12 protein-coding genes are annotated in these 13,332 nt (G+C 44.1%); 4 read left to right on the forward strand and 8 right to left on the reverse strand.

Going from position 1 to position 13,332, the window contains the following annotated elements:
• The first annotated feature begins 490 nt into the window (after nt 1-490).
• Entirely contained in the window at nt 491-1,648 is a 1,158-nt protein-coding gene (locus BLQ81_RS14140; RefSeq protein ID WP_092731280.1) for an ATP-binding protein, read from the forward strand.
• A gap of 307 nt (nt 1,649-1,955) precedes the next feature.
• Here the strand turns inward: BLQ81_RS14140 and BLQ81_RS14145 are convergent, their stop codons facing one another.
• A complete protein-coding gene (locus BLQ81_RS14145) occupies nt 1,956-4,394 on the reverse strand; it encodes a TonB-dependent receptor plug domain-containing protein (RefSeq protein WP_139183641.1) in 2,439 nt (812 codons plus the stop codon).
• Between the two features lie 299 nt (nt 4,395-4,693).
• Between BLQ81_RS14145 and BLQ81_RS14150 the strand changes: the two genes are divergently transcribed.
• From BLQ81_RS14150 to BLQ81_RS14160, 3 genes are all read left to right on the forward strand, one after another.
• Nucleotides 4,694-6,400 (forward strand): GMC oxidoreductase, encoded by a 1,707-nt coding sequence (locus tag BLQ81_RS14150; protein WP_092731122.1) that lies wholly within the window; start codon nt 4,694-4,696, stop codon nt 6,398-6,400.
• 3 nt (nt 6,401-6,403) lie between these two features.
• Nucleotides 6,404-6,997: a gluconate 2-dehydrogenase subunit 3 family protein gene (locus BLQ81_RS14155; protein ID WP_092731124.1), complete on the forward strand. Its 594-nt coding sequence runs from the start codon at nt 6,404-6,406 to the stop codon at nt 6,995-6,997.
• Nucleotides 6,998-7,597: 600 nt separating this feature from the next.
• Nucleotides 7,598-7,792, forward strand: coding sequence for a CsbD family protein (locus BLQ81_RS14160; RefSeq protein WP_092731126.1), 195 nt, complete (start codon nt 7,598-7,600; stop codon nt 7,790-7,792).
• Between the two features lie 179 nt (nt 7,793-7,971).
• Here BLQ81_RS14160 and BLQ81_RS22320 read toward each other — a convergent pair whose 3' ends face one another.
• From BLQ81_RS22320 to BLQ81_RS14195, 7 genes are all read right to left on the reverse strand, one after another.
• Nucleotides 7,972-8,112, reverse strand: coding sequence for a hypothetical protein (locus tag BLQ81_RS22320; protein WP_175454238.1), 141 nt, complete (start codon nt 8,110-8,112; stop codon nt 7,972-7,974).
• On the reverse strand, nt 8,109-8,288 hold the full coding sequence (locus tag BLQ81_RS23235) for a hypothetical protein (protein WP_245693272.1): 180 nt from the start codon (nt 8,286-8,288) through the stop codon (nt 8,109-8,111). The genes BLQ81_RS22320 and BLQ81_RS23235 overlap by 4 nt, the downstream gene beginning before the upstream one ends.
• A 248-nt stretch (nt 8,289-8,536) precedes the next feature.
• Nucleotides 8,537-9,196 (reverse strand): hypothetical protein, encoded by a 660-nt coding sequence (locus BLQ81_RS14175; RefSeq protein WP_092731132.1) that lies wholly within the window; start codon nt 9,194-9,196, stop codon nt 8,537-8,539.
• A gap of 23 nt (nt 9,197-9,219) precedes the next feature.
• On the reverse strand, nt 9,220-10,017 hold the full coding sequence (locus tag BLQ81_RS14180) for an SDR family NAD(P)-dependent oxidoreductase (RefSeq protein WP_175454239.1): 798 nt from the start codon (nt 10,015-10,017) through the stop codon (nt 9,220-9,222).
• Nucleotides 10,004-10,684, reverse strand: coding sequence for an acetoacetate decarboxylase family protein (locus BLQ81_RS14185; RefSeq protein WP_092731136.1), 681 nt, complete (start codon nt 10,682-10,684; stop codon nt 10,004-10,006). The genes BLQ81_RS14180 and BLQ81_RS14185 overlap by 14 nt, the downstream gene beginning before the upstream one ends.
• The gene (locus tag BLQ81_RS14190) at nt 10,677-11,438 is read right to left on the reverse strand and encodes an SDR family NAD(P)-dependent oxidoreductase (protein ID WP_092731138.1); all 762 of its coding nucleotides are present in this window, start codon (nt 11,436-11,438) and stop codon (nt 10,677-10,679) included. Before BLQ81_RS14190 ends, BLQ81_RS14185 begins: the two co-directional genes overlap by 8 nt.
• A 62-nt stretch (nt 11,439-11,500) precedes the next feature.
• Complete coding sequence (locus tag BLQ81_RS14195) at nt 11,501-13,219, reverse strand: IlvD/Edd family dehydratase (protein ID WP_092731140.1); 1,719 nt, start codon at nt 13,217-13,219, stop codon at nt 11,501-11,503.
• Nucleotides 13,220-13,332 lie beyond the last annotated feature (113 nt).

The raw sequence follows: 13,332 nt of genomic DNA on the forward strand, positions 1-13,332 counted from the left end.
GCCTTTGATAAAGTGCACAATGTGTCCAAAATTCAACTTTGGGTCATAATTTGGTCACGATTTATCATGATAATCATCTGTACACAGTTTATTTATACCCCTTGCCGAATTTTAGTCAAAACAAAGGCAAATAAAGATCTGAGTCTGATGAAAGTCACTCAATATTTAACAAGGAATCCACAAAAATTGATTCTAATTCTGAATGAATTACAAAGCAAACCAAATGAACCTTGCCTGGCGATAGAGGCACTAGCCAAATATTGTTGCTATGAAACAAGAAAAAGATCTCATTATCAACAAGATCTGAAAATTATATATCGCTAAGTTAACGCCAATGCCTTGGAGGGTTGTTTATTAATTGTCCTGCTTCTCCTCCGATTGCTATCGGAGCCGGACTATTCCTTGCCACAAAGCTTTCTCGGCACATCAGTTGATTGTAAAAACTGGAAAAATATGGAATCAGATTCCATATTTTTCCATATTTTTGATTATGATTTCAAGGAGGGCAACCGAAAAGCTTCAAGAATTGGCAAGCTATTTTAAAGTAGTAGCTGTAGTTGGTCCACGTCAATCTGGCAAAACCACGCTCGTTCGGTCCATTTTTCCCCATAAACCCTATGTATCCTTAGAAGATCCTGATCAAAGGAGGTTTGCGCTTGAGGACGCAAGAGGATTTTTAAGTGAATTCCCGGAAGGGGCTATTTTGGATGAGGTACAGCGCACACCCGAACTGTTTTCTTACTTGCAAGGGGTGGTAGATTCAAGTCCTCAGCCAGGGCAATTTATCCTTACCGGTTCAAACAATTTCCTTTTGCAACAGTCCATCACTCAGAGTCTGGCAGGAAGAGTAGGGTATTTGCAACTGCTTCCTTTTTCTTTGATAGAACTTTACCCAGAACAAGCTGACATTCCTTCAGAAGATGAATTAATGATTAAGGGGGGATATCCACCGCTCTTTGAGCCTGGTATTCCTATGGATTTATGGTTTCCAAATTACCTGCGGACCTATATTGAGCGGGATGTAAGGCAGATCAAGAATATTACTGATTTAATTGTTTTTGAGCGATTTATTCGCCTTTTGGCCGGAAGGGTAGGCCAAGAATTGAATATGACTTCACTCGGAAACGAAGTCGGGGTAGATACAAAGACCATTCAATCTTGGATCGGTATTTTGGAAAGTAGTTTTTTGATTTATCTATTAAGACCCCATTTTCAAAACTTCAATAAGATTATCGTCAAACGTCCTAAAATCTATTTCTTAGATACAGGGTTGGTTTGTTTTCTTTTGGGAATCAGTACTATTGCACAGTTGGATTTTCATCCTTTGCGGGGGGCACTGTTTGAAAATTTGGTGGTATCGGAATTGATCAAAGAAAGGACGAATCAAGCAAAAGAGATCAATCTGTTTTTCTGGAGAGATAAGACCGGACATGAAATTGATGTGCTGATCGATGAGGGATTAGACTTATTTCCCATGGAAATTAAATCCGGGAAAACCATCAACTCCGATTATTTCAGAAACCTGAGATTTTGGATGAATCTGAGTCAGCACAAAAAAGGAGTAGTGCTGTATTCTGGTAATCAGTCCCAATCCCGAAGTGATGGGATAGAAGTCAGGAACTGGAAAGAATTTCTATTCCGAACATAGCGGTTCTAATCTTTATGGCCGAGTCAAAATCCTGGCTGCAAATGGTGCAGGACAACTACCCGGATATCGAGTTTCACTTTACTTCAGAGTTTTAGAGTCATTAACCATCCAAGGGTTCGGAACCCTTGGAGGGTTTCTTTTATGCTGTCCTGCTTCCTCACAGATGGGGGATTGATTTCTTACCTACCATAGAGCTTCTGTCGGAAAAGTAGCGGAGACTGAATGAATAATCCAAAACCGGAAAAATATGGAATCAGATTCCATATTTAGTCAAAAACTTTACCGTAGCTCCTCTCTTCACCACTTATCACTTCCCGATTTTATAGCTAAATCGTGAGGTTCCAGGATTTCCCTGCTTGCTGATTCCTTCGATTAATCCATGGATTACAGTTTCTACGTCGTGGTTATAAAACTTAATAGAAGCTTTACCGCTGGAGTCAGTTTGGATGTCAGGGGCCCAAAAGAGTGTCACCCGCCGATCAGGTCTAGGCTGTGGTGGTTTCTGAGCTTCGTATTTTGGGGAGTAGAATTCTTTTTCAAGCTGATATCCGCTTGGCACGGGTGGATGATCCGATTGATTTGGGGTGCTGGACTGCACTTTGCCTCTTTTGGTGTAGAAACCCAATACACCATTCGCTCCCCGAGAACCAAAAATCGCGGCATCCGGCCCTTTCCATACCGATACACTTTCAATCTCCAAAACAGGAATTGAACTTAAGCCTTGGATCGGAATCGGAATATCATCCACCATGATCAGGGGCTCCACACTGCTGTTGATTGAGCTTACACCTTGGATCAAAATGCTCCAGGTATCACCACTGCCCCAAACTTGCACTCCTGCGACTCTACCTTTGACCAAGTCCAGCGGGTGCTGAAGGTTTTCTAAGGCAGGATTGTCTGCCACAGTGATTTTTGTCGATCCACCTCCATAGATCCTTGGACCGGTGTATTGATCTATGATTTTTGTTCCGGTAACTTCCACTCCCTCTAGTGCAATAAGGTCTTCGTCAAAATCAAATGCCCTGCTTATATTTTTTCGCTCCACGCTTTTGATTAGAAATTCCCTTTCGAGTACAGTTGGAGTGGAAAAGAAGGGTAATATCGAATACCTAAGTGTTGGAGTCCTACGAGTGTGATCAGCAGAAACAGTAGCAGTGGATTTTCCATTTTTCAATTTCCCCTGAAGCATGACCTCGGCTGAATCAAAATAGATGAGGTCTTCAAATTCAAATTTACCCTGTGAATCGCTGGTAGTGGTCCTGGATTCGGAAACGGGAAAAAGCGAAAGATACGAGGCGGTACCGCTGGCAATGGGTTTGTCGGTTTTTGGATCGGTGAGTTGCCCGCTGATCGTAAGTCCTTTTTCAATTCGGTAGGCGGGTTTTGGGAGTTCTCCGCTCTGTGCCTTTTTGAGTGAAAATTTTCGCCAACCTTGAGTGAGCAGGAGGTAATCGAGTGCAACTTCCCGATCCGGATTTTCAAGATTGAAATAGTACCCCGGCTTTTCAATTTGTCCTTGCAGTTCGGATGAAAGTAAGAGGTTGGATTGGATGGTTTCGTGGTCCTCATCAAAAGGCACTTGGCTCTTGTCAAAAACACTCAGGGAGAAGTTGGCTATGACCGGCTGTCCAGCCTTATCTTTTGCGGTGATGTCAATTAGTACCGATTCTTTGGGGCCATAGTTGGATTTGTCAGGGACAGCAGACAGGGAGAGCTGATCCTGATGGTCGATGAAGACCAAGCGCTCTGCCAACGGGATTCCGTTTTCATCCAAAGCGGTGATTTGAGCGATTCCTGTCGGAAATTCTTTCTTGGGAATTCGTACAAATACCACTCGATTTGCCAAGTCGGCCCGACTCGATGCACAGACCAAACCGCGAGTCTGTGCCAATAGGCTGATTTTGGAGATTTGAGAGTTCTCCGAAGATTGGATTTTCACCACAATATCTTCTGACTTGCCGGAGTTGGACACCGACATGACTAGGCCTGATTCCTGGGCAGCGGGCAGATCCAAATCCATTTTGTAGCCTTCTAGGTGGGCTTGATAGGTTTTTCCTTTTTCAGGTAAAAGTGGAAAAACGCCCATTCCAAGTGAATTACTCTCAAACTCAGCGATGACGGCATCTCCTTCCAGAATTTTTCCCTTTACAGCTTTTCCAAGTCCATTTTCGCCAATGGCTTTGAAAGCCACTTTACTGAGAATCCCCTGGACCAAATTTCCCCCTTCGGGAAAAAATTGAATGTCCACTTTTCCAGTAGCAAGCTCAATTTCTCGAGTCGTCGAAGGCTTGGAAATGACTTGACTGTTCCAAATTTTTATGGGTCGGTGAAAAAAATAGTCCTCCCCTGAATTTCGCATCCAATTGGTATAGGCTCGCAGTAAATAATTGCCTGAGCGGATTGAATCTGAAAGCTCAAGCTGACCGGAGGCAAAACCATCGGGTGTGAAAAGCTTATGCTGCTCGATTAGTTCTCCCTCCGAGCCGATCAACTCCACATAGATAGTGCTACTCAGCGAAGAGGGAATGTGGAAAGGTCCGGCGGTGAGGTAGGCTTTCAGCCAAATGGTTTCACCTGCGGCATAGGTTTGTCTGTCAGTGTGTAAATAAACTTTTTCCTGAGGTTGCTCAGAAATGTAGCGCTGAAACCCTGCAATGATCTCTTCCAAAGGATCTTTAGCGCTTGAAAATGAAATCAATAGGCAAGAAATTGCCAGAAAGAGTACTTTAAAAAATGGCTTTATCACTTTTAGCCAATCTAATTTTTTAATTCCTTTTCTCAACTTAATCCAATCTTAATTCTGAACTCCAATAAATAATTTTCTGTAAGATGGTAGGAATTCAGTGTTTCTACAAATAATACGTAAATAAACGTATTTCAACTTTTAAAACTATCCAATCCAACTGCTTTAAAAAAAATGCTTCCCATCTTTTCAAACTTTTGGGATTTGATCAATACTTAACTGGTTGAAGATATCTGATCGTTTGAAATCAAGCAGTTCAGCAAAATTTTGGCTATACTTGATCCTCTTTTAAACCTATTAGAATGGCTAATTTCAATATTGATGCAGACAAAAACCTGACTTATGATGCGATTGTCATCGGTTCGGGAATCAGCGGAGGCTGGGCAGCAAAGGAACTTTGCGAAGCCGGACTCAAAACCCTCGTCCTGGAACGGGGGCGAATCGTGGAGCATGTCGTGGACTATCCCACCATGACCCTCGATCCCTGGGAAACAGAACTCCGTGGCGGACTCACGCCCGAGCAAAAAGCAAGACATCCAAAAGGAGGGCGGTCCGGTTTTATCGGCGAAATGAACGAGCATTTTCATGCGAATGATGTCGAAAACCCTTACACAGAAGTAAAGCCTTTTCTATGGGTTCGGGCCCATCAGATGGGTGGCCGATCTCTGCTTTGGGGCAAGCAGTGTTACCGTTGGTCAGATTTGGACTTCGGGGCCAATGCCAAAGACGGTCATGGAGTAGACTGGCCGATTCGTTATAAGGATTTGGCACCTTGGTACACCCATGTTGAAAAATTTGCAGGGATCAGCGGTGAAGCCCTGGGATTGCCACAGCTGCAGGATAGCCATTTTTTACCTCCCATGGAGCTCAATTGTGTGGAAAAACACGTCAAAGAGCGAATCGAAAAGGAATTCAAAGGAAGAAATATGATCATCGGTCGGGTGGCTCACCTGACCGAACCGCTGAATGGTAGAGGGAAGTGTCAGTTTCGTAATCGATGTGATAGAGGTTGTCCTTATGGCGCATATTTCAGCAGCAATGCGGTAACCTTGCCGGCGGCTCATGCCACGGGAAACCTCACCATCCGTCCTTTTTCCATTGTGCAGTCCATTGTCTATGATGAGCAAAAAGGAAAGGCTTCCGGTGTCAGAATCATCGATTCGGAGACAGGAGAAGAGTTGGTATATAAAGCCAAAATTGTCTTTGTCAACGCATCCACGCTCAGCACCACACAGATTTTGCTCAACTCCACTTCCAATCGTTTTCCAAACGGCCTGGGAAATGATTCCGGCGAATTGGGACATAACCTGATGGACCATACCTATCGGGTAGGAGCAATGGGTGCTGTGGAAGGTTTTGAAGATCAGTATTACAAAGGACGCCGTCCAAATGGAATCTACATCCCACGCTATGTCAATCTGGATGAAAAGACCAAGTCAGACAAGTTCGTGAGAGGCTTTGGTTTTCAGGGTGGTGGAGGACGCGCAGGCTGGGGTGCAGGTTCCAACCAGGAAGGTTTTGGAGGTGATTTCAAAGATGGCCTGATGAAGCCAGGTCCTTGGGAATTCTTTATTACTGGTTTTGCAGAGTGCCTGCCTTATCATGAAAACAAGGTTTACCTCAACAAAGACGTGCTGGACAAATGGGGTCAGCCGACGCTATCTATCGATGCGGAATGGGGCAAAAATGAATTGGAAATGAATGCCCAGATCCGGATTGATGCCAAAGAAATGCTCGAACGCATCGGCGTGAAAAACGTCCTGGATTTTGACAATAAACATGAAATGGGCTACGGAATCCATGAAATGGGAACCGCGCGAATGGGACGTGATCCCAAGACTTCCGTGCTGAGCGCGACCAATCAGATTCATGATTGCAAAAACGTATTTGTCACTGACGGTGCTTGTATGACTTCATCATCCTGCGTCAATCCTTCGCTGACCTACATGGCACTCACTGCCAGAGCGGCCAGTCATGCGGTATCAGAACTCAAAAAATCAAATCTCTAATCCATGAACAGACGAGACGCACTAAAAAAAACAGCCCTTTTTGCAGGTTCGGCAGTAGCTGCACCGACCATGCTTAGCCTTTTGCAGGCATGTGTCAAACAGGATCGATTGACTTGGACTCCCCAGTTTTTGGGAGAGGATCATGCGCTATTCATTTCGGCTTTTGTGGATTTTCTATTGCCAAAGACCGAAACTCCAGGTGGCCTGGATGTGAAGGCGGATATTTTCATCGACTCCATTTATGCAAAAACCTACGACGAAGCCGGACAGAAAAATGTCCTTGCCGAAATCGAAAAGTTTAATGCGGATTGTAAAGTTGCCTACGGAAAAGTTTTTGCTGAGCTAAGTCCGGAGGATAAAGCCGCCTGTTTTCAAGCACATGAAGCCAATTCGCCTAAGTTTCCAAAGAATGTATGGGGTTCGGCAGTGGGACCAAGAGAGTCGGTAGGATTCTATCGAAGTCTGAAATCAACAGTGCTTTGGGCGTATTTTACCTCGGAAGAAATCGGAAAAAATGTCCTGAGTTACGACCCCATACCGGGAGAATTCAAAGGCTGTATTCCGGTTTTGGAAGTAGGGAATACTTGGAGTTTGTAGGAAAGACTTTTGTGTAAACAGAAAAAAGGCTGTCTCATAACTGTTGTTTGTCACATTGAGTCTTAAATATTCTGCGAACATACAAAATGGAAATGGCGGTAAATCACTTCGAAAGCAGGGGGTTTGTCACCTTGAGCATTTGAGAGACGAGAGTCTCGAAATCGAAAGGTCCTCGACTCCGCTCGGACTGACACACATTCAGCTGCCAAAATACCTTACGTGATTGGTAGTACCTGTCTGTCGGGTAGGCAGGAGTCCAAATGCAGCTGTATTTGCTGCAGAGGGCCTTCGACTCCTGTCACGCAGAGCGGAGTCGAAGTGTCAGGCTGACACATTTAGGCCTTTTGAGACACCCTCTTTTAACTTTAAGTCTTTTCATAAGCCTTCCTAAAAAAGTCTAAAAGTGACCGAGCGCTTCAGGAAATTCAACAGGCATTTATTCCATAGAATTGGGCTAATAAACCCCAATCTGAATAATGACTCAACAATCCTGTTTAGGATTTATACCTAATTTGCGGCGGAAACCTTATTCGGTGTCGTGGCACCGGGTTTGAATAAGTTGAAGTAATAATTTATTGTTTCACTTTAACCCAAAACAAAATGAAAACTGACACTAGGCTTCAAATTAAAGGTACTTGGAATGAAGTTAAAGGAAAATTGAAGCAGAAGTATGCTGATTTGACCGATGACGATTTGCTATACGAAGAAGGAAAAGAGGACGAGCTCCTCGGGAAATTGCAGAAAAAGCTTGGTAAGACGATGGATGATGTCAAAAATGAGATTAACTCACTTTAATCGTTTTAACAAGGTGATTTGGAATGATTAAAAATCATTGATAAGCCAGAACTGTAGCAAATCAAACAAAAACAAAAGGGCTGATGTGAAAATCGGCCCTTATTTTTTTTACTCACAGATTTCACTGATTCTCACAGATGGGAATCGGGTCTTTGGTCATCTTAGTCATCCCTCATCCGCTAAAAGATCTGTAAGGAATTCCCTGAAGGAATATGATGCACAGGAAGCCCCGGCATGTTTTCATTCAGCCAATTTTTTACAAATTCTGATCCGCCTTCCTCACTGGCCGAATGGCCGATTTCGATCATAGAAAGCTTCATCCCGATTTCATTTGCTGCACGCACATATTCTGGTGTTTCCCTTCGTTGGATTCACCGCACACCAAGACGTCAGGCTTTTCTTTCATGATGGATTCTATTTGCCCTCTTCCTCCTACTGCTCCGGGAAGAAGCAAGACTTTGCTGCAGGTCTGATCCAGATCTCCTACATAGCGCATCGCCGGTACACCAAGTTTGCCTTTGATATGATGAATTAATTTTCGAAGGCTGGTTCGGGGAATATTCAGAATCGGACTTTTTGGTTGATAATTAGCATTCCGGCACCGATCGGTACACTTGATTTGAGTAAAAATTCACGCCTGATAGTTTGGGAGTTCATAAGCCTTGTTTTTTTGTTAAGATATAAAAAATGCCGCTGGCAGCTCAACAGCGGCATAAGGAAATTCAGTTGAATTTCAAACATGGATTAGTCAACCTTGATATTGGTAAACCAAATAAACCGTTTACCGGCATCATTGGAGTGGTCGGTTGCAAACTTGAGTGGGCCGAAGTCCTGCACATTTTCCCAAGTGACCGCACGTCCATCCGGGCCGTTTCCTCTACGGAAAACCCATTCTGTGATCATTTTATTTTCATTCAAATAAAGGTCATAGGCATCGCCTGGGGTGTACCCCATTCCGGGTGCCGTAGGCTCTCCGGAGTTATATAGGATGGTCAGCTTGGTAGAATTGGCCTTAGCAATTGGGGAAGGGACATTTTCCAGAATTTCAAAGGTGTACCCAGTGTCCCATGCGAGTTGGAAAGGCATCATCAACCAATATTTGTCATTGATGAATCCTCCGTCCTGCTTTGGCAAAGAGTCTGAAGCCAAGCTGTAAGTGAAGGTAGTGTCAGGTCCTGAATAATAAACTGTATTTTCTTTAATATTCCATTTCCAGTCTCTGGAAAGCACATTTACCGAATCACGCTGCACATTCCATGTATATGCGATGGAGTTTACCTGGTCAAAATTACTAAATCCGTAGGCCTTTGCCACTTGGATAGGTAGGGTGTCAGGCAGTTCTGTTTTTTGCTCACAGGAGCTTATTAGCCAGATGAATGAGAGTAAGAAGAAATAGTTTTTCATGGAATGTGGTTGATGATTTGAAATTAAACTGAACCGTTATTGCTTTGTTTTGCTTGCCAAGATCGGAATTTCTTTGATTCAATTGTCTGATAGATCGGTCGAATGAAATAAAGGAAATTATTCAAGTGAAGCAGTATTTTAAAGAGGGGAGATGGGAAAATCATGTTTTTGCCTTTCTGCACTCCACTGAGAATTTTTTGAGCTACAATTTTTGGGCTTTGCATTGGGAAGGCTTTTGGGATTTCGCTACCGGCGGAATCAAAAAAAGTGGTGGATGTGGCGATTGGAAATACTAAACTTAGCCAACTTCCTGATTTTTCAGCCCAAATTGTTCTTGCCCATTGGAGTAGTGCAGCTTTGCTGGCACCATATACACTGTACCCTGGAACAGCCCAAAATGCAATTGCAGAACAAGTGATGATGTGCCGGAATGTGATGTTTGGAAAGCAGGTCTTTAATTCCAATCCCAGCTGAATCGGGCTGAAGACATTGAGTTGGAAAAGCGAGTCCATTTCATGCCAATTTTGATTCTCCGTAGCGTTGTATTCAGCTTTCCCTGCATTTGCAAAACAAAAATCAACCCCGATCCAATTTGCTTTAATCCATTCCAAAATCAGTATGTTTCCTGTTTTTTCACTTAAATCTGTAATTAGAAAACCTTCAATTTCGGGAAGTTCATCCTTTAATTCCTCAAGATTTTGACCTGAGATATCCACGGCTAAAATTTGCTTTGTCGATGGGTAGAGTAGTCTTACCAGGGCTAATCCGATCCCCGAACCTGCTCCGGTGACAATAATTTGTTTGTTTTCAAAATGGTTCATCCCCATAGGTTGGCTCCGGGAATTTGATGTGAAAGGGGCTTATCTTCATGGCCAAAAGAGGCTTGATATCCCGAATGTCAGGAAAAAAAGTGGGATCCAAATCGAGGCTTTTTATTTTAGCCAGCTTTCCCCAACCATATCCACTGGGCTTGGTGTAGTATTTTACCTTATTCCAAATTTGGCATAGACTGATAGGCAAAAGTGAAGTAGTCACAGGGAAAGACAGCCCACTATGTGTGATTTCTGTTGAAAAAATCACTTGGTCACCGGATTTAATTTGGATTATATCTTTGCCTTGCTCCTTTTCCCAGGTAAAAGGAAGTGTTTCCTTAGGTATTCCCCAGTTGTTTCGTCCATTTTGGGTACTTACCTCTGTATCCACATAAATTTTGGTAATCGCCTGTTTTTTTATTTTTCGAAATTTCCCGGGGATGATCAGCAATTCGTGATAAGGTCCTACCGGTGTTTTTTCATAGTTGACGAGCATGACGTAACCCAGTCCGCCTTTGAATTTTCCTTCGAGATGTTTTGGGAGTAAACCAAAGTTTTCAACCCAATTTTTTTTGAATTTGAAAATTAGTATGATCCCTTCACCACTGAGCTGCCAGGGGGGTGGAGATTTTAATACCAGGTGAAGGTCTTTGGCGATGAGATGGTTTTCAGACATAAGGAGAGGGGCTAATCGCTGTCCAGCCACCATCTACGATGAGTGTTTGCCCGGTGATGTGACGTGCGGCATTGGAAAGTAGAAATGCTGCAGCCTCAGCTATATCAGTCGTAAAGGCGGGACGGCCGATCGGGGTAAGTTTTGACCAGGTTGTGACATATTCCGGGTCAGAAGTAGTGCGCTCGGTAAGGGTAGCACCGGGTGCTATGGTATTGATTCGAATGCCAAAGGGAGCGAGTTCCAATACCAGATTTTTGGCCAACATCTCAATGGCGGCCTTGCTCATGGCGTAAGCGGCAAGATTTTCATGGCTTTGATGTGCAGTGACAGAGGAAGTAAGCAAAATCGACCCTCCGTTTTTCTGGTCTTTCATTACACGTGCAGCTGCTTGTGTCAAAAAGAATGTGCCTGCTTGATTGACCCGCATCACTTCCAGAAAATCCTTTCGGGAATACTCCAAAAAATTACCGAAAAGCGTAATGCCTGCATTTGCGACCACTTGGTCAATTTGACCAAAATGATGCATGGCCAATTCGATCAATTCCGAAATCACCTCCTCGGAAGAAGAATCGCCCGAGCATCCTATGACTTGACCTTTGCCCATGCGGGCGAGGGAAGCTACGGCCTCTTCGGTCAGGCCGACTTCCAGATCATTTAGGACAATATGTGAACCGGTATCAAGCATTTTTCTGGCAATCTCCAATCCGATTCCCTGACCTGCTCCTGTAATAATGGCTACTTTTTGGGGTTTCATGACATGTTAAATTATAGAGACCTGGCAGGTTTTCAAAACCTGCCAGGTCTGGTAATTTAAAATTAATGCGAATCTCTTTTCACTTCTGAACCTGAGCTTCCTTGGAGAAAATCAAAGTCTACGCCTTCGTGTGCTTGATTTACTTTGTCAAGGAAAAGATTCACGTAGCCTCTTTCATAAGGGAGCTTGGTCGGCTGGAAGCCTACTCTTCGCCTTTCAAATTCCTCTTCGGAAATCAATAGGTTTAGGCTGCGGTTGGGTACATCCAAGGCGATCATATCTCCGTTTTGCACGAATGCCAATGGGCCTCCGATTGCAGATTCAGGAGAAACGTGAAGCACAACTGTACCGAATCCTGTTCCGCTCATTCTTCCATCCGAAATTCTTACCATGTCTTTTACACCTTTTTCAAGAAGTTTTGTTGGTAGTCCCATATTGCCAACCTCCGGCATGCCGGGATATCCTTTTGGCCCTACATTTTTCATGACCATCACGCAAGTTTCATCAATATCCAGATTCGGGTCGTCTACTTTGGCTTTGTAGTCATCAATATTTTCAAAGACAACGGCTCTTCCGGTATGGGTAAGCAGGCTTGGAGTGGCGGCCGAAGGTTTCAGTACCGCACCGTTTGGGCAGAGATTACCTTTAAGTACTGCTATGCCTGATTCCGGTTTGATGGGGTTTTCCAATGTGCCGATCAGATTTCTATCCCAGCATTCAGCCTTTGCAATATTCTCTCCGATGGTTTTCCCATTGACTGTAAGGGAGTCACGGTGGAGATGCTTTTCGATTTCGCGCATGACCGCCGGTAGTCCACCTGCATAAAAGAGATCTTCAACCCAATGCTCTCCGGATGGCTGCACATTGGCGATAAGGGGGATTTTGGCTGAGAAATGATCAAAATCTGTGAGATCCAATTCCACTCCGATTCGCTTGGAAATGGCTGTCAAATGAAGAATAAAATTGGTGGAGCCTCCTACAGCCGCATTGACCATGATGGCGTTTTCGAAGGCTTTACGGGTCAAAATCTTACTCATTTTCAAATCTTCTTTCACCATCTCCACGATTCGCATGCCGGTCATGTGGGCCATGACTTTCCGGCGGGAGTCGGCTGCAGGGATGGTTGCATTATCAGGTAAAGAAAGGCCCAAGGCCTCTACCATCGCCGCCATGGTAGAAGCAGTACCCATAGGGGCGCAGTGTCCTACAGAACGGGACATGGCGGCTTCTGCCTCGATAAATTCTTCCTGAGAAAGCTTTCCCAACTTGAATTCCTCTGCAAATCTCCAAATGTCCGAAGTGCCGATTTTCTTTCCTTTGAATCTTCCTATGAGCATAGGTCCACCTGAAAGTACCATAGCCGGAATATCGACAGAAGCGGCTCCCATGACGAGTGAAGGGGTGGTTTTGTCACATCCACACATCAGCACCACGCCATCCATGGGGTTTGCTCGGATGCTTTCTTCCACATCCATGGAGGCTAAATTTCTGAAAAGCATCGCAGTAGGTTTGAGGGAGCATTCGCCCAAGGACATCACCGGAAATTCCAATGGAAATCCACCGGCTTCCCAGATACCACGCTTCAAGGCTTCAGCTAAATCCCTGAAATGGGCATTGCAGGGGGTGAGTTCGGACCAGGTATTGCAAATTCCAATCACTGGCTTATCGCCTTCGAAAAGATGATGGGGGAGTCCCTGATTTTTCATCCAGGATCGGTAAATAAATCCGTCTTTTCCAGTCCGGCCGTACCATTCTTGGCTACGGAGTTTTTTCTTGGTCATAGGTTAAAATGGGTTGAACTATTTGGCCAAGAAGTTACCAAAAAAAAGGCGAAAAGGTCAAAAGGGAATGGATAATTGGGAAAAGAAATTCTGAAAATACGCTTTTTCAGTTT

Source organism: Algoriphagus alkaliphilus (genome assembly GCF_900103735.1).
Taxonomy (GTDB): domain Bacteria; phylum Bacteroidota; class Bacteroidia; order Cytophagales; family Cyclobacteriaceae; genus Algoriphagus; species Algoriphagus alkaliphilus.

What these genes read in the sequence shown, in the direction of transcription:
- BLQ81_RS14195 (WP_092731140.1), bottom strand. Translation starts at nt 13,219, where the DNA reads ATGACCAAGAAAAAACTCCGTAGCCAAGAATGGTACGGCCGGACTGGA.
- BLQ81_RS14150 (WP_092731122.1), top strand. Translation starts at nt 4,694, where the DNA reads ATGGCTAATTTCAATATTGATGCAGACAAAAACCTGACTTATGATGCG.
- BLQ81_RS14185 (WP_092731136.1), bottom strand. Translation starts at nt 10,684, where the DNA reads ATGTCTGAAAACCATCTCATCGCCAAAGACCTTCACCTGGTATTAAAA.
- BLQ81_RS14190 (WP_092731138.1), bottom strand. Translation starts at nt 11,438, where the DNA reads ATGAAACCCCAAAAAGTAGCCATTATTACAGGAGCAGGTCAGGGAATC.
- BLQ81_RS14180 (WP_175454239.1), bottom strand. Translation starts at nt 10,017, where the DNA reads ATGAACCATTTTGAAAACAAACAAATTATTGTCACCGGAGCAGGTTCG.
- BLQ81_RS14175 (WP_092731132.1), bottom strand. Translation starts at nt 9,196, where the DNA reads ATGAAAAACTATTTCTTCTTACTCTCATTCATCTGGCTAATAAGCTCC.
- BLQ81_RS14160 (WP_092731126.1), top strand. Translation starts at nt 7,598, where the DNA reads ATGAAAACTGACACTAGGCTTCAAATTAAAGGTACTTGGAATGAAGTT.
- BLQ81_RS14140 (WP_092731280.1), top strand. Translation starts at nt 491, where the DNA reads ATGATTTCAAGGAGGGCAACCGAAAAGCTTCAAGAATTGGCAAGCTAT.
- BLQ81_RS22320 (WP_175454238.1), bottom strand. Translation starts at nt 8,112, where the DNA reads ATGAAGCTTTCTATGATCGAAATCGGCCATTCGGCCAGTGAGGAAGGC.
- BLQ81_RS23235 (WP_245693272.1), bottom strand. Translation starts at nt 8,288, where the DNA reads ATGCGCTATGTAGGAGATCTGGATCAGACCTGCAGCAAAGTCTTGCTT.
- BLQ81_RS14155 (WP_092731124.1), top strand. Translation starts at nt 6,404, where the DNA reads ATGAACAGACGAGACGCACTAAAAAAAACAGCCCTTTTTGCAGGTTCG.